We start from the raw sequence: 21832 nt of genomic DNA, 5'->3' as shown, positions 1-21832 counted from the left end.
CATCCATGTCTCCGAGAGTCTCCAAACGCTATCTGCCCCTCTGACGCCTCCGTGCCATCGAATTGTCCTCAACTGAAAATGCCGTATCAGTGGTATCCACAACGGTATATGAGTGGCACGGAGCAGCGATACCGAACACCGTTTTGGGGGCGTCGGCCGCCAGGGATGGCGCGCCGATGAGCTCACATGGATGTGCTTGTAGCGTCCCCCAAAACGGTGTTCGGTGTCGCTGCGGACTTGGCTGAAAGTACCAGTACTAAACAGAGATTAGAAAGGTTTAAACATGAGCGTTAATGTTTTATTTGTGTGTTTGGGGAACATCTGTCGGTCGCCGACCGCCCATGGGATATTTGAAGAGAAAGTCCGGCAGGCGGGATTGGAGAAACGTATCCAGATTGATTCCGCAGGCACGGGTGCCTGGCATATTGGCAAAGGGCCCGATGCGCGTTCCCAGCGTGCGGCGCTCAAACGCGGCTATGACCTCAGTCAGCTTCGGGCCCGGCAGGTGAACCCGGCCGACTTTGACGAATACCATTACATCCTCGCCATGGACCACAGCAACCTGCAGGACCTGCAAGCCATGAGACCGGCTCATTACAGTGGGCATCTCGGTTTATTCCTGGAGTTTGGTGACAACGACCACTATCGCGAAGTGCCCGACCCCTACTACGGTGAAGGCGACGGTTTTGAATTGGTGCTCGATCTGGTTGAAAGCGCCTGCGACGGTCTGCTTCAACACATCAAAACTCAGCGGTAATGAGAGACTCGGAACGCGTGGATATACAAGAGAATATCAACCTTCAACCCTACAACACCCTGGCAGTGCCGGCCAAAGCGCAGCACTATGCGGAGGTCACGGATGAGGCGCAACTGCCTGCGTTGCGCCAGTTCGCGCGGGATCGAAATCTGCCCCTTCTGATTCTCGGTGGCGGTAGCAATGTCGTGTTGCGTGCGGATTTTCCCGGCCTGGTTCTGCATATGCGCATGACCGGAAAAACCCTGGTTCAGGAAGATCGCCATCACGTCTGGCTTCGCGTGGCCGCCGGGGAAAACTGGCATGAACTGGTTGAGTATTGTCTGGCGAACGAATACTGGGGGCTGGAAAATCTTTCGCTGATTCCGGGCTCTGTGGGGGCGGCGCCGATTCAGAATATTGGTGCCTACGGTGTGGAGCTGAAAGATGTATTTTCGGAGCTGGAGGCCATGGATGTGGCGACCGGTGAGGTGCATCGCTTCGATAAAGACGCCTGCGAATTCGGTTATCGCGATAGCCTGTTCAAACGGGCCGGTAAGGACCGGTACATCATTTTATCGGTGACTTTGAAACTGTCTCGGCAACCGCATCTGAAAGTGACTTATCCGGCGTTGAAAGAAGCGGTGGGCGCGATACCCATGGCGGAACTGACGCCGGTGGCGGTGAGTGAGGCAGTGTGCCGGATTCGTCGCAGCAAACTGCCGGACCCGGTGGAGATTCCCAATGTGGGAAGTTTTTTCAAGAATCCACTGGTGGGGCTGGATCAGTTTCTCGAACTGCAGGTCCGTCATCCCGGGCTGGTCTCCTACCCGGTGGATGCGCGCCATGTGAAGCTTGCCGCCGGATGGCTGATCGAGCGGGCGGGGTGGAAAGGCGTGGCCCGTGGGCCGGTGGCGGTGCACGCGCATCAGGCGTTGGTATTGACCAATCCGGGCCGGGCGTCCGGTGGGGAAGTGCTGGCTCTGGCCGAAGAGATTCGTCACTCCATTGCCGCGGAGTACGGTGTGGATCTTGAGCCCGAACCCCGGGTCTATCCCTGACGCACCGGCCCCTTATCCGGGGCTACCGATGCCGAACGGTCAGTACAACTCGACCACGACCCGGAACCCCAGGTTACTGTCCCGATAATCAGTGGGCGCACCCCGCCGAACATGGGTGGCGATATTGCCCACCGAATCCTCAAACGAACCTCCGCGTATAGTCCGCTCGGTGCAATTTTCGGTGATCAGGGGCGTGCCGTTCTGAGGCATTTCCAGCAAGTGGTTCCGGTAACAGTCCTGGGTCCACTCGGCCGCATTACCCGCGACACTGTGCAAGCCGAAGGCATTGGCCGGATAGGAACCCACGGGGGCGCTTTTTGAGGAAAAGAGACCGGTGTACTCACTGTTGCAGCCCCTTCGGCAGTTCGCGAGTCCGTCAGCGTCGGCACCAGCTTCTCCCCACCAGAAAGTGGTTTGGGTGCCCGCCCGCGCTGCGTACTCCCACTCCGCCTCACTCGGCAAGCGGTAGCGTTTGCCGGTGCTCTCACTGAGCCAGTTTACGTAGGCCAGGGCATCGTTCCAGCTCACATTGATCACCGGCCGGTTGTCTCGTCCCCAGCGCTCGTCGTCGGGCAGCGGGCGGTCCGTGGCCCGGGCAAACTTGTCGTAGTCGGCGAAGGTGATTTCAAATCGGCTGATGGCGAATGCCCGGGGAATCCGGACATTGCGTTCGGGCATGCTGCGGCTGTCCAGTTTGCTGCCCATGGTGAAACGACCGGCGGGAACGATCACCATCTCCGGCCCCCGGTCGCCGTCGCGGAGCTCGTTGTAAAAGGTTGCACCCGCCACCGGTGTTTTGCGCAGGGATACCGGCAGCGTCACCGCCTCGTCTTCCACCTCAATCCATCGGGTGTCGGTATCGTAGCCGGCATAGCTGGTTTCGATGTGGTAGCGCCCGGGCAACAGGGGAATGCCCGGGTAATAGCGATCCGGTATGTTCAGAATGCGGACCCGGGCGTTTTCCGGCTCCGGCGTGACCCGCAGTTCGTAGCGTGGTGGGGCGGCCGCCGGGGTTTCCACGGGTGTCTCGGGTCTCATCCCCATCAATGCTTCCGTGCTGCTCTGATTCTCGGTTTCGGGCTCGGGACGCAAGACCAGCGGAGTCGTGGGAATCTCGGTGGTGCGGACCGGCTGGGGTCGGGGCTCGGTCGGTGTCGGGGCGATCAAGTGCGCGGTGCGACGAGCGAGTGACTGCACCGGGTCCGGCAGCCAGCGCTCACCGGGCAGTGCCCATTCGTTCAACGCCAAACTGAAGGCACCCCAGATGACTGTCAGCAGTATCACCAGGGTCAGAGTGCGGGAGACTAACCGGCGTCCTCGCCACAGGCTGTGGTAGTGCGCCGCCTGCTGCACCTGGGTGGAAATGACAGTGGTGTGTTCCTGGGGCGGATTCAGTGGCCCCTTGATTTCGGTTACCCGGATCTGTGGGTGGCGGTACAGGCCGCGGCGCGGCGTCCAACGCAGCGAGCACAGGCTCTGCCACGCCAAGCGTATCTGTTCTCGCAAGGCCCCGAGCGTGGTCGCCAACAGTGCCCGGAACAGTGAGAGGAGTTGAACCCGGGTGGAGTCCGCGGTGGTGAAATACGTCTGTCCCAGGCCGGCGGGCCCCTCCAGTGCATCGATTGCCGCAATCACATCCCGGCCCCGCTGAAAGCGATTGTCCGGGTCTTTGGCGAGCAACTGATTGAGAATCTTCTGGTACGCCTGATACTGGGGCGGGAGCTTGGGAATGGGCGCGGTCAGGTGCTTGATGGCGATGGCCACCGCCTCGTCCGCCTGGTAGGGCACCTGCCCGGTCAGCATTTCGTAAAAGACCACACCCAGGCTGTAAATATCGGCGCGACCGTCCACCGGTTTGCCCCGGGTCTGCTCCGGGCTCATGTAATGAGGCGTGCCGACCACCGTGCCGGCGTTGGTCATCCGGGAGGCGGAGCTGACGGTCTTGGCGACCCCAAAGTCGGACAATACCGCGGAGTTGTCTTCGCGGAACAGAATGTTCTCGGGTTTGATGTCCCGGTGGATATAGCCTTTCTCATGGGCGTGGTCCAGCGCCCCGGCGATTTCCCGGGTGATCCGCAGGACTTCCTGAGTGCTCAGCCCGGAGGCCATCTTTTCGTGAATGGAACCGCCGGCCAGATAGTCCATGGCGATGTAGTTCAGGTTCTTGTAACGCCCGATATCGTAGATGGAGACGATGTTAGGGTGCGACAGTTGCCCGACGATATTGGCTTCGCGTTGAAAACGTTCGCTGAACACCGGATCGCCATTGAGCGCCGGAGACATGACTTTCAGGGCAACTTCTCGGCCCACGCTCAGTTGAATGGCGAGATAGACGGTGGACATTCCGCCCTGGTTGATTTTGCGAATGATGCGGTAGCCGGGAATATGCATTACCGGGCCACCCAGTAGAGCACTAACGCCAGTGACAGCAGGGCGGTGGCATACAGGGCCAGATCCGGGCCGCGCCGACCGGTAATATGCGGCACCCACTGCCACAGCGTACTCCAGCGCGAGCGCTGGCTCAGCGGTGACTGGATCAACTGCAGGGTTATATTGTCGCGACCTCCCGCGTCCAACGCGGCGCGCATCAGCCGATTGACGGCAGCACGCGGGCTGCGGCATCGAAACAGAAGGCGGGCCAGGGCTTCGTCATCCAATTCGTCGGTGAGCCCATCGCTGCACAGCAGAATCCACTGGTCCTTCAACCATTGGCCGCGCACTGAGTCGACTTTGACCTCCTGTAGTTCGTAGGAACCCAGACATTGAGTGATGATGTTCTTATCCGGGTGGCCCTCGACCTCCGCTTCTTCAATCACACCGGAGGCGAGCAGCATCTGGACGTAGGAGTGATCGGTGGTCAGTCGCTCGAGTCGACCGCCGTCCTCGGTGTGAGTCCAGAGGTAGGCCCGGCTGTCGCCGACCCAGGCGACTTCGTAGTCGTCCCCGAGGCTGCGCAGGGCGACGATGGTGGAGCCCATGCCCGGCGCGCCTTCGCCATTGGCGGCGGCTTTGAGTACGGCCCGATGGGAGGCCTGAATGGCCTGGGTGAGGCTTTTGTGTTGTTGGTCGAGCAGGGTGTCCCGGACGATGGCGCTGGCGACTTCGCCGGCTTCGTGCCCACCCATGCCGTCGGCCACGAGCCATAGGCCGCGCTCGGGCAGGCTCAGGAGCGTGTCTTCGTTGTTGTCGCGCTTGTGGCCCGCGTGGGTGGCGGCGCTGTATTCCAGGGGTGGCTGGGGCATAGTTAGTCCGTTGTCACCATCGTATGTTACCGGCTTGGGATCGCCTCGGGAATCCTAAAGCACTTTGCCGTCGAAAACTACATAACAGGTCGCGGTTTGAGGTGTCGATGTGCCGAAGCGGCTGTACACGTTAGAAACCGTCCCAATGTTTGGAGAGGACTATTCTTTTTGCTTCGTAGGCAGTGCTCCGCCTGGGTAACCCCTTGTGAGACACGCCGTGAACCCATCCATGGGGGCTCATCACCCGCCGTCCAGGCGGGTGACGGTCTCACAAGGGGGTACCCAGCCTCCGCAGTGCCAACGTAACGTTTCGGGAACTGGCACCTTTCATACTGCAATCTTGGGTAACGGCGGATGCGCTGCGCTTATCCGCCCTACGCCACCTTTCGTGCGACTGCATAGTCAGGCCGTAGATGGCACGGAGGGCCGGGGAGGGGAAGCCCTTTCAAGACCGTAAGCGGAGGGACTCCGCGCGTCGAGCCCCCAGGGATGGGTTCACGGCGTGTCTTGAAAGGGTTTCCCCCTCATGGCCCGGGCGTCACATATTCTCTGCACCTTCTTTACTAACGGCTACCCAGGCGGAGCATTCCTTCCGAAGTTACTTAGCTAATGACAAACATACCCCTTTAAAGCTCGCGCAACTCCAAGCCCAGGCTTTCCAGGACCGCTCGTTCTCCGCTGTGACTGACCACCGCCGTGCTGGCCCGTTCTGGTTTCAGGTACTCATTGGCCACGCGTTGGATATCGGCCAGGGTGACGCCCAGGACCCGGTTGCGGAAAGTCTCGCGTTTCTCCCGGGTGCGGCCAAACAACTCCGCCTGATACGTCTGACGGGCCTCGCCTGCCGGAGAAGCCGGCTTGTCCAGGCTGCTGACCACCCCCAGAATCGCCTCCTCCAACGGCTGCCATTCGTGTTCGCTGGACAACAGCCAATCCACCGCCGCCTCGAAATCCTTCAGGGTATCCGCCAGGCGGGGGTCGCGGTAGGAGAAGAAGCGGAAGGCCGCGATATTGTTGTCCTGGCTGGCACCGCCGCCGTAGGCGCCGCCCTGTTCGCGAATGGTGCGGTGCAGATAACCGTTGCGCAGGAAGCCGGCCAGCACCGTCAGGGCGGCTGCGTCCGGGTGCTCCGAGGGCACCGTCGGGTAGGCTTGGGCACAGAAGTTGACCTGGGTGTTGGTCAGCCAGCCTTCGCGTACGGGCTCGTGAACGGCGGGCAGTCCGAAGGAGCGGAAGTCGGCCACCGGCGGCTCGCTGGGCCAGTGCGACTGCACGGTGTCGCGCAGTTCGTCGAGTTGATGGGGTTCACCAATCAGCAGGAACTCCCGTGGTGCGACCCGCAGGCGGGCATGAATGCCCGCCAGTTGCGCGGCGTAGGCTTTCAGGGATTCGCCTTCCTTCAGGGCCTGATCAAGCCGCTTCAGGTGGGCGATGCCTTCCAGGCCGCCAATCCGATGGGTCAGGCGAGCCGACGGGGCCATGCCGGCGCAGGCGGCCAGCATGGCCAGGCTGTGGCCATTGCCAGTGATGCTCTGTTCGCGGCGGGCGCGCATCTGCGAGACCAGCTCTTTCAAGCGGTTGTGTTCATCAAAACGGGGTTCGGTCAGGGTCGCGCGCAGCAGTTCGTTCATGGCCCCGGCATTGCGGTTCAGTGCCTTGGAGCCAAGCGAAAAATAGGCATCAATGTTCTGCACATCATCGGTGGTGCCACGCACCGTCGCCGAGGCGCTGATACCCCCCACGGCGCTTGCCTGCCAGCGTTGAGCCTCGAGGTAATCGAGGTTGCCCAGGCCGACTTCGGTCAGGGCGTTGCAGTAGAGCGGCAGCAGCGGCTGCTCCTCCTCGCTGATGTCAGGCAGTTTGCAGGTGACCTGTTCATACACCAGGCCGTTGGTGCCGGCGCCGTAGCGGCGCAGCGGGTCGCTGGCGGGGTTCTTCGGGTCGAGGGTTTCCCGGCTGCCTTCCACATACGCCATGGTCTTGGGAATGTCTTCCAGGCCGACCTTGGGCAGGATGCTGTCGTCGTCTTTCTGTACTTGGCGTTCCTGCAGGGCCTTGGCGCGCTGCACGATCCACTGGCGATCGTCGTCAGTGAGTTTGGCGTTGATATCGGCCAGACGTTTTTGCTCGGCCTCCTGGGCCCGGCGGGTGAACTGGCTGTCCGGGCGAAGGGTCAGGCGCAGGCGGTGAGGGTTGTCGAGCAACCAACGACGCACCAGCGAGGGAATGAAATCCGGGTCTTTGACTTTTTCCCGCAGTTTCACCAACGCTGAATCCAGGTCGAGCAGGGCAATGGGGTCAGCCCGGTGGGTGGCAGCGGGCAGGCTGTTCATGATCAGTTGCAGGCCGTAAGGGAAACCGTCTCCGCCGACTTCGCGCTGCTGCAATTCCAACTGGTGCAGTGCGCTGTCAATCAGCTCCTGGGGTACGCCCTCTTCGGCCACCCGCTCCAGGGTACCGAGAATCAACTGCTCCACCTCCGGGACCTTCTCCAACTGGCAGCCTTCCAGGCCACAGCCGAAAGCCAGCTCGTACTGGGAGTCATCCAGTCCGCACAGTGGAGAGGGCGCCTGTCCTAGGTCGGACGTTTCCAGGGCGTGCAGCAGGGGAGAAGCGCTATTGTCCAGCAGGACGGCGGTCATCAGTTGGCTTTCGAGGGTTTGATCCAGGTCGGTGATATTGCCCAGCAGCCAACCCATGACGACATGGGTTTTGTGGGTCGGGTCTTCGCCTTCCTCCAGCGGGTAGGCCTCTTCCACCGCGATGGGGGCGTGGTAGCGCTTCTCTTCGCCTACGGCAATGACATCATCCAGGCGCTTGAAACGGTGCAAAGCTTTGGCTTCAAACTTGGCCTGATGCTCCGCCGCCGGAATATCGCCATAGGTCATGAAGATCGCATTGCTCGGATGGTAATGGGTGCGATAGAACTGCTGGAGTTGTTCGTAGGTCAGGTCCGGGATGTGTTCCGGATCGCCACCGCTGTTGTGGTGATAGGTGGTGGTCGGAAACAGGTAGCGACACAGCGACTGCCACAGTTGTGCGGGCACCGAGCTCATGGCGCCTTTCATTTCATTGAACACCACACCTTTGAACGTCAGCGGGGAATCGGGGTTATCCGGTTCCTTGAACTCCAGGCGATGACCTTCCTGGGCAAAGTCCAGCTCGTCCAGGCGGGAGAAAAACACCGCATCCAGGTACACATCCAGCAGGTTGTCGAAGTCCTTGCGGTTCTGGCTGGCGAAGGGGTAGGCGGTCCAGTCCGGACTGGTGAAGGCGTTCATGAAGGTGTTCAGGGACCGGCGGATCATCATGAAAAACGGATCGCGTACCGGGTACTTTTCGCTGCCACAGAGCGCGGTGTGTTCGAGAATGTGGGCGACCCCGCGCGAGTCCTGGGGCACAGTGCGCAGGGCGACCAGAAAGACGTTCTCCGGGTTGTCGCTGGCGAGATGGATGTGCTGAGCACCGGTCACTTTGTGCTGGTACTCCTCCACCCGCAGGTTCAGGGAGTCGATGGTCTGGCTGCGCAGGTGCTCAAAGGCGGCATGGCTGGTGTGGGTCATAAAGTCTCACAATCTCCGGTATCGGTTTACGGCTTGGGTCGAAACGCGAGTTGCTGGTCGTTGAAGCCGTCAAAAGCGTCGAGTAAAGGCTCATAGTCTACGCGCTCGCCCTCCAGATGCGCCAGTGCGTAACAGCAGGCTTCCAGGGTGGAGAGCTGACCGGGCTTGCGCGCCCGACGGATTCGATAGCGCGATGGTGGCGTATCGGTCAGGGCCAACCTGGGCAGTGCGTGCAATGGCGGGTTGTGGTAGAGCATCTTGCGGCTCTTGCGCCAGGTGGCATCGAGTACCACAAGCTGGCGTCGCGGTCCGGTATTGTTTCGCTCGGTAAGGTCGTTCGGGTCCGGATACCGGGGGGCGGGTAGATCGTCGGTCTCCGGATAGAGCAGTATCGATTCGTCGGCCCGGTTTAGCAGTTCCCCCAGGGCGGCATAGGACCACTGTTCTCCCACCACCCGCTGACTGTTCTGCAGGCTGAGGTCCAACAGGCGGGCGCTGTTTTTGGCCCGGTGGGCTTCGTCGGGGTGTTGCAGAATCAGCAGGGATACGCCGTTGTCGATCGGTCGAACCCAGTGGCAGATACAGGCCCGCTCCGGACGCTCGCAACGGGGGCAGAGGGCACGGCTCATTCGGCGGCCTCCGGATCGACGGCCGGAGCGGGTGCGCTGGCGATCAGTTGCTCTTTGGCGGCGCGCGAAAGCTGCTTGATGGCGTACTCCCGTCGACTGGCACTGGAGCGGTCGGGGTGATGCTCCAGAAAGCACAATCGGTGGGGCTGGCGACCGCGAAAATAGCGGGCGCCGCGGGGTCCGCCGCTGTGCTCCTTCCAGCGGCGGACCACATCGGTGGTGATGCCGGTGTAGTACCGGCCATCGTCACCGAGAATGATGTAAACCTGCCAGCGGCTCTCTGCCATCACGAGCGCGGGTACAGGGGTTTGAGTCCCCCGGTGTCGGTGCGCCCGGATCGCTGACCGGCCCGGCTCTGATTCAGCGCCTGCAGCAGCGCGGCGGTGTCGAACGGCGAGTCGGACTCACCCTTGAACAGTATGGCGTCCAGCTCCTGTAGTCGCGCCCGCGCCACGTCGTCGTCAAGCCGCTCGGCCAGATCGGTCAGGCCCCGGGGGGGCACGTCGGGCCAGAGGGCGGCTCCCCAGTCGAGCAGGGCCCGGCGCAGGGCGTGCAGATCATCGGCTTTGGCGGCGCGTTTGACGCCTTGCCAGGCTCGGCCGCGGGCGGCCCGGGCCCGATCTCTCTCGCCTCGGGACTGTGCCTCGCGCGCGGCAAGATCGGTCTTCAGCCGCCAGACGAGGAAGGCGAGCCAGAGGCTCAAGGCTGACAGGAGCGCCGTGGCTATGCCCAGTATTACGGTAACCAGCGACGCTGACCCGCTTGCAGCCGGGCGGGGAGCGGTGGCGTCTTCGCCATTTTCGCGCTCCCGGGACGGTGTGACCTCGGAAGCGGGGGCGGCGCCGGGTATGGCGGTGACGTTGACGGTGCTCGCCGGCAGCTCGGCGGTGCGCATCTGATCCGCCTCGGTGTCCCACCAGGTCAGGGTGACCGCTGGAATCTCGAGGCGTCCGCTCTGGTTGGGCACCATCGCCAGGGTCAGGGTGCTGGTGCTCTGAACGCCACCCGCATTGACCTGCTCTTCGGTTTGCGGTCGGTCCGGATAGAGTGTCAGGCCCGGGGTTTCTTCCAGGGTCAGAGCGGGGAGTTGCGCGGCGGTCAGACCGTCCGCCTGAATGGTGATCCGGCGGGTCACCGGTTCACCCTGACGCAGGGAGTCCGGATCGGTGCCCCAGTGTTCGCTCAACTGCAGATTGCGGGCCGGCAGCCAGGTGTCGCCGCTGTATTGATCGGGCGTCGGGTCCACCGTCACACTCAGGGCGTCGGTTCGGACCCGCTGTCGGCTGCTGCGGCCCCAGAAGTCGCGCTGTCCCCGACTGACGGCGAGTTCATATACCAGGGAGGGGATGTCCAGGGTACCGCTGCGCTGGGGGAACAGAGCAAAGGTGGTTTCCAGAACAATGTGCTGGCGGCCGTCGATCTGGGTGATGTAGTTCTCTTCATTGACGGGTTTGATCACCGCATCCTTCAGTTCCAGCGGCTGAATTTCCGCGCCATCCAGATTGACCCGACTGTACAGACGCACCGTGAACAGGACCTGTTCCTGAACGTGGATCCGCTCCTTGTTCACCTCCGTCTCCACAAAAATGTCCCGGCCGCCGCTGTCTGGCTGCTGTTGCCGTTCCTGCACCGTCACGGTGATGGGTTCGCTCTGGCTGCCGCCGAATTCGAAGGCGGGGATATTGAGGGTGCCGGCCCGCTTGGGGGCCAGCATCAGGCGCCACTCGGTCCAGCCTTCCATGTCGCCGTTGACGATGCGCATCTGGTGACTGCGCTGATTGCTGAGGATGTCGAAGTCCCGGCGCAGCCCGTCGAAATCGGGGCCCCCGGTGAGGGTTCGCCCGGTCTGGCGCACGGTCAGTGTCAGGGTGTCGTTCAACCCGATGGTCTCGCGGTCGACGTTGGCGATCAGCTCCTGGGCCTGGGTGTGGCTGGCCAGTAGCAGGATCATCAGTAACGTGGTCTGTAATGTCGCCCTCAAGTGGGTCGCGAATGGCTTCATGAATGTCATCGTGTCCGGTGTCTGTCTCATGGTCATGTGGGTTGAGTATACTTGGGCTACCAGCGCTCTTCGGTTCCCTGTCCCTCGGTTTCGCCGCGCATCTGCTGTAAGCGTCGCTGTTGGCTCTGGTACTCGAACTTGCGGCGCAGCAGACCGCCGGGGTCATCGGGTACCTGACGGAGCCACTGCTCCATGGACTGGCGCTCTTCATCGCTGACATCGCCCTCTTGAAGGGTCGCGGCTGGGGTCTCTTCGTCACCCTCTTGGCCGTCCTCTTTCGGGTTTCCGGATTGTGGCTGTTCCCGCTCGGCCTGGTCGTCCTGTCCCTCCGGCGATGGGCTGTCCGTATCGGTTCTCTGTGGTTCGTCGTCGCCTGGTGAGCCGCTGGTGTCGGAATCCGATGGACTCTCTTCGCTGGCGTTCTGTTCGTTGTCGCCGGACGACTCGTTCTCCGAGGGTGATTGCTGCTCTCCGTCCTGTTCGCTTTGTGAATCCTGTTCGTTCTGCCCGGACTCCCCGGAGTCATTGTCGCTGTCTTGTGAGTCGTCGCCGTTCTGTTGCTGCTCCTGTTGTTCCTGTTGCTGTTTGAGCTGTTCAACCAGCGCCTTGTTGGCCCGGGCGTCTTCCAGGGTCGAATCTTTTTCCAGCGCCTGTTCGTAAGCGTCGATGGCACCGTCCAGATCACCGGCTTTGGCCAGGGCGTTGCCCCGGTTGTAGTGGGCGCGGGCACTGTCGCTCTGGGCGAAGGCTTCCGCCGCCGCCGCGTAATCCTCCGCCCGATACAGCGCGCTGCCGCGCCATTCCGGGTTCTGGAAGTGCTCGGCGGCCGCGGCCGGATCACTGTCTTCCAGAGCCTGGGCGCCCCGTTGATCCGGAGTCAGGAATGGGGCCTGCCAGTCCGCCGCCTGAGCCGGTTGGGGGAGCAGGCCGCACAGGGGCAGGGCGACTACCAGCACCAGCAGACCGCGCCGGAAACTGTACAGCACGATGGGTAACAACAGCAGCACCAGCCAGTGGCCCCGGTCGTACCAGGTGTCGAACTGTCGGTCCAGCTGACGTTCCTTGCCTTCGATCCAGTCGGGTTGTTCCAGCAGCCACTGCACGTCGTCGGCGCTGGCATCAATACGCTCGTAGCGCCCACCAGTGCGACCGGCCAAACGTTCCAGACGGTCCTGCTCGAGCCTGGCGACCACGATGTTGCCCTGGCGGTCCCGCTCAAAGCCACCCCGATCGTTGGGAATGGGGGCCCCATCCGGGGTGCCGACGCCGAGAATGGACAGCCGGAATGCGGTATCCCCGAGCTGCTCGAGAATGGTGTCGGTCGCCTTTTCGACAACGCCGTCCGTCAGCAGCAGGATCTGGCCCTCGCTGATACCCGCATCGGCAAACAGGGTTTTGGCCTGTTCGATGGCCTCCTCTGGGCGACTGCCGGGGAGGGGCATGACGTTGGGGTGCAGGGCGTTGAGCAGGCTGCGGATGGTGGCGGTGTCGTCGGTCAGCGGGGAGACCACATGGGCGTCCCCCGCATAGGCGATCAGGCCGGTAAAGCCTTCTTTGCGTTCGCGCAGGACATCGGCGATTTTCAGACGGGCGCGGACCAGACGCGAGGGCGCCAGGTCCTCGGCCAGCATGGAGGGCGACAGATCGAGCACGATGATCAGAGCGTTCTCGGTCTTGTGTACGGGCATGGGCCGTTTTTCCCAACTGGGCCCGGCCAGGGCCAGGCAGGCCAGTACCCAGGCCGCCAGTAGTCCCCACAGGTAGCCGCGGCGCTTTTGTTGGGTCGCCGGGTCCAGAAGGTGCTCGAGCAGGCCCGGAGCGATCAATTGGCGCCACTGGCGAGCCTGCTGGCGTTGTTGCCACAACAACAGAACCAGAGCGATCGCCGGAATCAGGGCCAGCAGCCAGAGCGGCCGCAGCCAGTGGAAGTTCTCAAGTGCTGTCTGAAGTGTATCCATCAGCGAGATCCTCCCGAGGTGCGTGCGGTCAGTCGGGGGCTCAGCCAGCGGCCGGCGGCCAGCAGAGCGCTGAGCACAAAGGCGAGGGCCAGGGGCCAGTGAAACAGGCTCCGGGTGGGACGGAAGGTTTCCTCGTCGTATTCAATGGGCTCCAGTTCATTCAGTGTCTGGTGCACCTGGTACAGCTCCTCCAGACTGCGCGCTCGGAAATAGCGTCCGCCCGTCTGGGCGGCTATTTCTCTCATGGTGTCTTCATCCAAATCCCGGGAGGGGTTCACCCGGCGCTGGCCAAAGATGGTCTGGGTGATCATTTCCTCCGCGCCAAAACCGATGGTGTAGATCTTGACGTTGTGTTGCTCGGCCAGATAGGCGGCCCGCTGTGGGGTCAGTTCTCCGGCGTTGTTGGCGCCGTCGGTGAGCAGAATCAGGACACGGCTGGCCTCGGGGCGGTCCCGCAGGCGTTTGACGGCCAGCCCGATGGCATCGCCGATGGCGGTTTTCTCACCGGCAAAACCGATCTGGGCTTCCTGTAACAGGGTATAGACGGTCTGCCGATCGTAGGTCAGTGGCGCTTGCAGGTAGGCTCGGGTACCGAACAGGATCAGACCGAGGCGGTCGGTCTGGCGCTCCTGGACAAAATCACCCACCACCCCTTTGACCGCCTGCAGACGATTGATGGCTTGCCCCTGGTACTGCATGTCCTCGATTTCCATACTGCCGGAAATGTCGACGGCCATCAGCAGATCCCGGCCGCTGCTGGGCAGGCTGACCGGCTCGCCGACCCACTGGGGGTGGCTGGCGGCGAGCAGGCTGGCGCTCCAGATCAGCCAGAGGCTGGCGGCCATCAACCAGCGCCGTTCGCCTTCACGGGACTCTTCGCCTCGCAGTCGCTTCAATCGACTGAAGAAAGGCACCCGCAGGGCCGCCTCGCGGCTGGGCTCTTCCGGAACCCAGCGCATCAGCAGTGGCAGCGGCAGTAACAGCAGCAGCCAGGGCCATTGCAGCTCAAGCATGGTGCACCTCCGCGAGCCATTGCTGAACGCGTCGCTCGGACAGGCGGTGGCGGCGAATCCATTGTGCGGCCAATTGATGCAGGGCCTCGACATCCACTTTCGGATCGGGTTGATAGGGGCCGTCGGCCAGGATGTGACCGGGCCCTTCGGTAAACGCCGGTTCCAGCCCGGCACCGGCGTCCAGAAAGCGCAGCCACTGGGGCCCCTTCAGTGCCGCCAATTCAGCTTCGCGCGCTTCGGGCAGGGCGCTCAGCGCGGTTCGGCGAAGCAGTTGGCTGACCTGCTGCACATAGTGTCGGCGGGTGGTCGGGCCCGGATCGCTCCGCTGGTAGTCCCGGTAGGCATGTTCGAGTAGCGCCATTGCCTGGCGACGGTAGCGCTGCCGGCGTTGACGGCGGTAACCCTGCCACAGCAGTGCTCCGAGCACGATCAGCAGCAGGGCAATCAACAGCCACCAGCCCCAGGCCAGGGGCCACCAGCCGATGGGCTCCGGCAGATGAATGTCGTTCAGTTGTGCCAGTGGGTCTTGCGGATTCATGGGTGCAGTCAATCAGCCTCGGGCGCGGTGACGGCGGGCGCCAAAACGCTCGCGCAGCAATGTGTGAATGTCGTCGTCGGTGGCGTAGGAGAGCAACGGTAACGCCAGACGCCGGCTGCTTTCGGTCAGCGCCTGCAACTGCGTCTCGAATTCCCGACGGTAGGCCTGGCGGAACGCCGGGTCCTGGGCGGGCAGTTGGAGGCGCTCCTCCCCGTCGCTCACCGTCAGGAAATGGTTGCTGCTCAGCTCCCGCTCCAGCGGATCGTATACGTGCATCAGGGTTACGTCGGTATGGCGTGCCAGCTCGAACAGTTGCTGCTCGCAGCGGGTGTCGAAGTCGTGGAAATCACTGATCACGAACACGGCACTGCCGGGCTTGGCGACGCGACGGACATCGGCCAACAGTGTCTCCAGAGAGGTAATGGCCTCGTCTGGCACCGGAGTTGCCAGCTCTCGGTTGTAGTCGTGCATCTGGTGGAGCAGTTCCAGCGCGGCGTGTTTGCTGCGCCGGGCCCGGACGTCCCGCTGGTTATGATCGCCAAATATCAGGCCACCAATCCGGTCACTCTGGTTCAGGGCGGCCCAGGCCAGGGTGCCGGCAATATGGGTGGCCAGCACCGATTTGAAACAGGTGCGGCTGCCAAAAAACATCGGTGAACGCTGATCCACGACGACAAATACCGGGCGTTCGCGCTCCTCGCGAAAGATCTTGGTGTGAGGCACCTGGGTCCGGGCGGTGACCCGCCAGTCGATGGTGCGGACATCATCTCCGGGCTGATAGAGCCGCACTTCCTCAAAGTCGATCCCCCGTCCACGCATTCGAGTGCGTACCCCGCCGGTCAGCAGACTGCGAGCCGGTTGCCGGGCGAACAGTTGCAGGTCCCGGGCGGCAAAGCGCAGGCGCAACAGATCTCCCAGGTCGCAGTAAGCGCCCTGAGGGGCCAACGCGGCGGCAGTGGGTCTGGCCTTTGTTCCTGCCATCAGGCCACCGGCACCACGTCGAGCAGTCGGTCGATCACCTGCTCACGGGAAATCCCCGTGGCCTCGGCCTCAAAGCTCAGAATCAGGCGGTGGCGGAGCACGTCGTGGGCAATCGCGCGCACATCGTCGGGGCTGACATAGTCCCGGCCTTCCAGCCAGGCATGGGCCCGGGCGCACCGGTCCAGGGCAATGGTGGCCCGGGGGCTGGCGCCGTATTCCAGCCAGTTGACCAGATCGGGGTCATAGTCGCCGGGGCGCCGGCTGGCATTGATCAGTTGGACGATATACTCCTCCACCGGCTCGGCCATGTGGATCGCCAGAACCGCTTGGCGACCTTCAAACAACAGGCTCTGGCTGATTTCGGCGGGGGGCGGAGTCTCCTGGTGAGCGGCCTCGGCCCGGGCGAGCTTCAGGATTTTCCGCTCGGCCTCAATATTCGGGTAGTCCACCAGGACCTGCATCAGAAAACGATCCAGTTGGGCTTCCGGTAGCGGGTAGGTCCCTTCCTGCTCAATGGGGTTCTGGGTTGCCATCACCATGAACAGGTCCGGCAGCGGGTAGGTGGTGCTGCCCACACTGACCTGTCGTTCAGCCATGGCTTCGAGCAGGGCGGACTGTACTTTGGCCGGCGCCCGGTTGATTTCGTCACTCAAGACCAGATTGTGAAAGATGGGCCCGGGTTGAAATTCAAAGCGACCCTGCTCAGGGCGGTAGATGTCGGTACCGGTCACATCCGATGGCAGCAGGTCGGGAGTGAACTGTATGCGCTGAAAGTTGCCTTCAATGGCATCGGACAGGGTTTTGATTGCCTTGGTCTTCGCCAGCCCGGGGGCGCCCTCCACCAGCAGGTGGCCGTCCGCCAACAGGGCGATCAGCATGCGTTGAACCAGATGTTCCTGGCCGACAATCTGCTGATTGAGCCAGTGATTGAGGGTGTGTAATGCGTCGTGTGCCTGCATGGGTCCCCACTTATTGTGATCGGATGTTGAGCCTGGATGAATGGGCGACCTGATCAAAAGCTGACCAAATCGCGGCAATTCCGCGGCGATGCGCTCGTAGACTTGTGTTAATGGCGTCAGTTCCCTGATTTTCAAGCAGTGACACTCGACAAGTGTACACCCTCGGACCAAACTGAAAACTGAGCGACACCGATAACGTCTGCGGGACGATGAACAGGAGGCAGTGTGGATATACGCTTGGTGAACGCCGGAGATAAGGATGAGCTGTTTGCGGACCTGGATGCCCTGGCGGGAGATTCCATTGAGGAAAGCCAATGGGCACTCTGGCTCACCTTCAGTCGGGCTTTTTTTGCACGTTTACCTCTGGAGGAATGGGTCGGTCGACCGATCAAGGATGTCTTCGGCGCGGTGCACAGCGCCTGGCGGTTGATGAATCAGTTCCGGCCCGGCAAGCCGTCCGTGCGCCTGTTCAATCCAACTCTGGAAGAGGATGGTTGGCTCTGTCCGCACAGTGTGTTGTTGGTTCAGCAGCGGGATATGCCCTTTCTCGTCGATTCCATTCGGATCGAGCTGAATCGGCGCAATATTGCGATTCACAGCATCAAGAGCACGGTGCTCGGTGTGATCAGAGACGAGCAGCAGCGGCCGGTTGGACTCTGGCCGGCTGAGGGCGATGAGACGTCGGATGATTCTGACAAAGGCGCCGTGGAAGCGCTGGTGTACATGGAGATCCGGCTGCACACCGATACGCGTCAACTGCGCCAGATCAGTCGGTCGCTGATGACGGTGATGGAGCAGGTGCGGCGGGTGGTGGATGATTTCAGTGCGCTGAAAGAGGCCGCGTCAAGCGCTGCAGAGCAGCTCAGTCGGGTTACCCAGGCACCATTGAATCATAAGGTGCCGGAGAATCAGGCGTTTCTGGACTGGCTCCTTCGGGATCATTTTACCTTCATGGCGTACACCGAATACGACCTGGTGACCGAAAACGGTGACACCTGGTTGGTGGAGCGCACGGACAAGCGTCTCGGCCTGTTCCGGGATGCCGATACCGCTGCGGATCGCAAACCGGTCAGTGACGAAAACCCGGGCACGCTGCAGTTTCACCTGTCTCCCAAGTTGATCGCCTTTTCCAAAGCACCACAGCGTTCCCGCGTGCACCGGCAGGCCTACTCTGATTATATCGTGATCAAACGGTTTGATGCCGACGGTCAGTTGTGTGGTGAAAGCCGATTACTGGGTCTGTATACCTCGGCGGTGTACACCCTGAGCCCCTATGAAATTCCGCTGATTCGGGAAAAAGTCAGTGAAGTATTCGAGCGCTCTGGACTGAGTCGCAGCGGTCACGATGGCAAAGCACTGCGCCAGATTCTTGAAACCTTTCCCCGGGACGAGTTGTTCCAGAGCAGTACCAGCCAGCTTTATGAAATTGCCACCGGTGTGGCCCGAATCAATGAGCGCTACCGGGTTCGCCTGTTTGTCCGTCCCGATGCGTTCGGTCGTTTTGTCAATTGTCTGGTCTACGTGCCACGGGATCTTTTCACCACCCGCATCCGGATCAAGATCCAGACGCTACTGGGCAAAGCGTTGGGCGCGGAGGAAGTGGAGTTTAACACCTACTTTTCCGAGTCGATTCTGGCCCGGGTGCATCTGGTCTTCCGCCTGGAAGACGATGGTCCGGCATCCAGCGTCAGCACGGTGCCGTTCGATGTCGATCAGCTCGAGCGGCAGATCATCGAAATCACCCGGTCCTGGGAGGACCAGTTGCTTGAGGCGCTGACGGAAGCAAAAGGAGAGGAACTGGCGGTCAAGCTTCTGGAACAGTACCAGGACGCATTTCCTTCCGCCTATCGCGAGCACTTTGATGCGCGGATCGCGGTTCAGGACCTCGATCATATCCTGAATCTCGACGGCGACGGTGATCTCGCCCTGAGCTTTTATCAACCGGCGGATCGTTCGGCGCAGGGGTTGAGGTTCAAGGTGTTCCGCCGACACGCCCCGATGGAATTGTCGGATGTGATTCCAGTTCTTGAACATCTGGGGCTTAGGGTCGTAGCGGAGCACCCCTACGACATCGTATCGAGTTCGGGTGATGAGGTTTATCTGCACAACTTTCATCTCACTTACGATGCCGAGGCCTCTCTGGATATTCCGGCCGTGCGCCACAAATTTCAGGATGCCTTTGCGGCAGTCTGGAATCAGCGCGCCGAGAGCGACGGTTTCAATCGCCTGGTGCTGAGTGCCGGGCTGACGTGGCGGGAAGTGACGGTGTTGCGGGCTCTGGCGGCCTATATGCACCAGACATTGTTCAATTTTACCGAGGGTTATATCGCCTCGGCACTGGTCAACCATGCCCGCATAACCCGGGATCTGATCAGCCTGTTCAAAGCGCAGTTTGACCCATCAGCCAGTGGTGATCGTACCGAGCGGCGAGGCACCATTCACGCGCGTATTCTGGATTCCCTGAATCAGGTGTCCAACCTTAATGAGGATCGCATCATTCGACGCTATCTGGCGATTCTCGATGGTACGGTGCGAACCAATTATTTTCAGCGAGATGGGGATGACCGCTTCAAAGAATATCTGGCCTTCAAATTGATGCCCCGCCGGATTCCCGATATTCCGGAGCCCCGCCCGCTGTATGAAATTTTTGTCTATTCCCCGCGTGTGGAGGGTGTGCACCTGCGCGCGGGTAAGGTTGCCCGCGGGGGGCTGCGTTGGTCGGATCGACTGCAGGATTATCGAACCGAAGTGCTGGGGTTGGTCAAAGCCCAGCAGGTCAAGAATGCGGTCATTGTGCCCAATGGCGCAAAAGGCGGTTTTGTCTGCAAGCGTCCGCCCGCTGGGGGTGACCGACAGGCGCTGCAAAAGGAGGCAATCACCTGCTATCAGACGTTCATCCGCGGGCTGCTTGATCTGACGGACAATCGGGTGGCGGGGGAGTTGGTGCCACCCAAAGAGGTGGTCAGACTGGATGAAGACGATCCCTATCTGGTGGTGGCCGCCGATAAAGGGACCGCGACCTTTTCCGATATTGCCAACGAAATTTCTGCGGAGTATGGCCACTGGCTGGGGGATGCTTTTGCGTCCGGAGGAAGCCAGGGGTATGACCACAAGGCGATGGGGATCACGGCACGTGGAGCCTGGGTGGCGGTGCAGCGGCATTTCAAGGAACAGGGCCTGGACATTCAACGCGAGGACTTTACCGTTGTCGGTATTGGCGATATGGGTGGCGATGTGTTCGGCAACGGTATGCTGCTGTCCGAACACATTCAGTTGGTGGCGGCGTTCAACCATCTGCATATTTTTATCGATCCGAATCCCGATGTGGCAAAGAGCTTTCAGGAGCGTCAGAGGTTGTTCAGTACGCCCGGCTCAAGCTGGGCCGATTATGACGCATCCCTGATCAGCGAGGGCGGGGGCGTTTTTTCCCGGGACGCCAAAGCGATTCCGCTTACCGACGCAATGAAGCAGCGCTTTGCGCTGGAAGACGATGAGCTGACCCCGAACGAGCTGATTCATCAATTGCTAAAAGCACCGGTGGATCTTTTGTGGAACGGTGGTATAGGGACCTACGTCAAAGCCAGTACCGAAAGTCATATGGAGGTGGGAGATAAGACCAATGACTCAGTCCGCGTTGACGGCAGTGAGCTGCGCTGCAAAGTGGTGGGCGAGGGCGGTAACCTTGGTATGACCCAGCGCGGCCGGATCGAGTTTGCGCTGCAGGGCGGTGCTTGTAATACCGATTTCATTGACAATGCGGCGGGCGTGGATTGTTCGGACCACGAGGTCAATATCAAAATACTGCTGAACGAGGTGCTGAGTAACGGTGACCTGACGCAAAAACAACGCAATCAGCGGTTGGAGACCATGACCGAGGAGGTGGCGGCACTGGTTCTGGATAACAATTATCGCCAGACCCAGGCCATCAGCCTTGCGAGTTCCGATGCGGTGCGTCGTAATGCTGAGTATCGGCGGGTCATGAGCGTGTGGCAATCCGAGGGGCGGCTGAATCGCCAGTTGGAGTTTTTGCCGGACGAGGAAACGCTCGCGGAACGTCAGGCTCAGGGGCAAGGTCTGACACGTCCGGAGTTGGCCGTGCTGATTTCCTATGCCAAGGTGATTTTGAAAAACGACCTGGCCGAAGCGGATCTTGCCAGTGATGAGTATATTGCCCGATTCGCGTTTCGTGCTTTTCCCGAGCCGCTGCAGAAAGACTACCCCGAGTGGATCAATCGCCATCGGCTGCGTCAGGAGCTGGTCGCGACCCAGGTGGCCAACGATCTGGTCAATACCATGGGGCTCAGTTTTGCTCAACGACTGTTGGACTCCACCGGTGTGGGCGCCGGAGATATGGCAAAGGCGTACGTGATTGCCCGGGATATTTATCAGTTGGATGATGTCTGGCAGACGCTGGAGTCGCTGGATTATCAGGTTGATGCCAGTGTGCAGATGGAGCTGATGAAAACCTTGATGCGACGAGTTCGGCGGGCGTCACGCTGGTTTTTACGCAACCGGCGCAGTCATCTTGATCCGGGCACGGAAATCCAACAGTTCATGCCCCTGGTGGAAGAGGTCATTCGCACCTTGCCGGGGCAACTGAGCGGTGCCGCCCTGGAGGATTGGCAGGCGCAGGTCGGCTATCTGACCCAGGCTGGCGTGCCTGAGGCGTTGGTGCCTCGCGTCGCGACACCCGGGCATCTGTATTCCGGCTTGAGCGTCGCCGAGGCTTCTCGTCACACCGAGTTGCCTCTGTTGTCTGTATTGGGTCTCTATTTGAGTATCAACGAGCAATTGCAGTTGCATGAGTTTGCCCGCCAGATTTCTGAGGCGGCCGTAGAAAGCTACTGGCAGGCGATGGCGCGGGAAACCTATCTGGATGATCTGGAATCGCAATTGCGCAGTCTGACGTTGGCATTGTGCGGATGGGTAAGCAACGAGTGTTCAGTGGAGCACACGGTCGCACACTGGGCGGAACAGTTCGCTCCGCAGCTGGATCGCTGGCGCTCCATGATGAATGAGGTGCAGAACAGCAGCGGTACCGATTACGCGATTTTTTCCGTGGCGCTGCGCGAGCTGCTCGATCTGGTGCAGATCACCCAGTACGGAGATTGGGAGTAATCTTTAGGCGTCAAAACTTTTGCCCACGAACTGTT

The 21832-nt window shown here is 61.2% G+C and carries 14 protein-coding genes; 3 read left to right on the top strand and 11 right to left on the bottom strand.

All coding sequences use genetic code 11. The features are described from left to right. Positions 1-283: 283 nt before the first annotated feature. Together B3520_RS07060 and murB are read left to right on the top strand one after the other, a co-directional pair. The gene (locus B3520_RS07060; RefSeq protein WP_286804301.1) at positions 284-757 is read left to right on the top strand and encodes a low molecular weight protein-tyrosine-phosphatase; all 474 of its coding nucleotides are present in this window, start codon (positions 284-286) and stop codon (positions 755-757) included. A gap of 17 nt (positions 758-774) precedes the next feature. After that, positions 775-1794: a UDP-N-acetylmuramate dehydrogenase gene (murB, locus tag B3520_RS07055; RefSeq protein WP_286804302.1), complete on the top strand. Its 1020-nt coding sequence runs from the start codon at positions 775-777 to the stop codon at positions 1792-1794. A gap of 39 nt (positions 1795-1833) precedes the next feature. Here murB and B3520_RS07050 read toward each other — a convergent pair whose 3' ends face one another. The 11 genes from B3520_RS07050 to B3520_RS07000 form a co-directional block, all read right to left on the bottom strand. Beyond that, on the bottom strand, positions 1834-4185 hold the full coding sequence (locus B3520_RS07050; protein ID WP_286804303.1) for a bifunctional serine/threonine-protein kinase/formylglycine-generating enzyme family protein: 2352 nt from the start codon (positions 4183-4185) through the stop codon (positions 1834-1836). Further along, positions 4185-5036 (bottom strand): PP2C family protein-serine/threonine phosphatase, encoded by an 852-nt coding sequence (locus B3520_RS07045; RefSeq protein ID WP_024460305.1) that lies wholly within the window; start codon positions 5034-5036, stop codon positions 4185-4187. Before B3520_RS07045 ends, B3520_RS07050 begins: the two co-directional genes overlap by 1 nt. Positions 5037-5662: 626 nt before the next feature. Then, positions 5663-8599 carry an insulinase family protein gene (locus tag B3520_RS07040; protein ID WP_286804304.1) on the bottom strand — a complete coding sequence of 979 codons (2937 nt, stop codon included), beginning with the start codon at positions 8597-8599 and terminating at the stop codon, positions 5663-5665. A gap of 26 nt (positions 8600-8625) precedes the next feature. Continuing rightward, positions 8626-9228, bottom strand: coding sequence for a tRNA-uridine aminocarboxypropyltransferase (locus B3520_RS07035; protein WP_286875755.1), 603 nt, complete (start codon positions 9226-9228; stop codon positions 8626-8628). Then, the gene (locus B3520_RS07030) at positions 9225-9515 is read right to left on the bottom strand and encodes a GIY-YIG nuclease family protein (RefSeq protein ID WP_211331101.1); all 291 of its coding nucleotides are present in this window, start codon (positions 9513-9515) and stop codon (positions 9225-9227) included. The genes B3520_RS07035 and B3520_RS07030 overlap by 4 nt, the downstream gene beginning before the upstream one ends. Then, positions 9515-11230: a BatD family protein gene (locus tag B3520_RS07025; RefSeq protein ID WP_286804306.1), complete on the bottom strand. Its 1716-nt coding sequence runs from the start codon at positions 11228-11230 to the stop codon at positions 9515-9517. Before B3520_RS07025 ends, B3520_RS07030 begins: the two co-directional genes overlap by 1 nt. A gap of 56 nt (positions 11231-11286) precedes the next feature. Beyond that, entirely contained in the window at positions 11287-13188 is a 1902-nt protein-coding gene (locus B3520_RS07020) for a VWA domain-containing protein (RefSeq protein ID WP_286804307.1), read from the bottom strand. Then, positions 13188-14201, bottom strand: a complete 1014-nt coding sequence (locus B3520_RS07015; protein WP_286804308.1) for a vWA domain-containing protein — start codon at positions 14199-14201, stop codon at positions 13188-13190. Before B3520_RS07015 ends, B3520_RS07020 begins: the two co-directional genes overlap by 1 nt. Further along, positions 14194-14739: a DUF4381 domain-containing protein gene (locus tag B3520_RS07010; protein WP_123637465.1), complete on the bottom strand. Its 546-nt coding sequence runs from the start codon at positions 14737-14739 to the stop codon at positions 14194-14196. Before B3520_RS07010 ends, B3520_RS07015 begins: the two co-directional genes overlap by 8 nt. A gap of 12 nt (positions 14740-14751) precedes the next feature. Next, positions 14752-15720 carry a DUF58 domain-containing protein gene (locus B3520_RS07005; RefSeq protein ID WP_123637464.1) on the bottom strand — a complete coding sequence of 323 codons (969 nt, stop codon included), beginning with the start codon at positions 15718-15720 and terminating at the stop codon, positions 14752-14754. Continuing rightward, positions 15720-16679 carry an AAA family ATPase gene (locus B3520_RS07000; protein WP_123637463.1) on the bottom strand — a complete coding sequence of 320 codons (960 nt, stop codon included), beginning with the start codon at positions 16677-16679 and terminating at the stop codon, positions 15720-15722. The genes B3520_RS07005 and B3520_RS07000 overlap by 1 nt, the downstream gene beginning before the upstream one ends. Before the next feature lie 225 nt (positions 16680-16904). Between B3520_RS07000 and B3520_RS06995 the strand changes: the two genes are divergently transcribed. After that, entirely contained in the window at positions 16905-21797 is a 4893-nt protein-coding gene (locus B3520_RS06995) for an NAD-glutamate dehydrogenase (protein WP_286804309.1), read from the top strand. Positions 21798-21832 lie beyond the last annotated feature (35 nt).

Origin of the sequence: Marinimicrobium sp. UBA4509 (assembly GCF_002388575.1) — a bacterium.
GTDB classification, from domain to species: domain Bacteria; phylum Pseudomonadota; class Gammaproteobacteria; order Pseudomonadales; family Cellvibrionaceae; genus Marinimicrobium; species Marinimicrobium koreense.
This window is presented reverse-complemented; position numbering and strand designations above follow the sequence as displayed.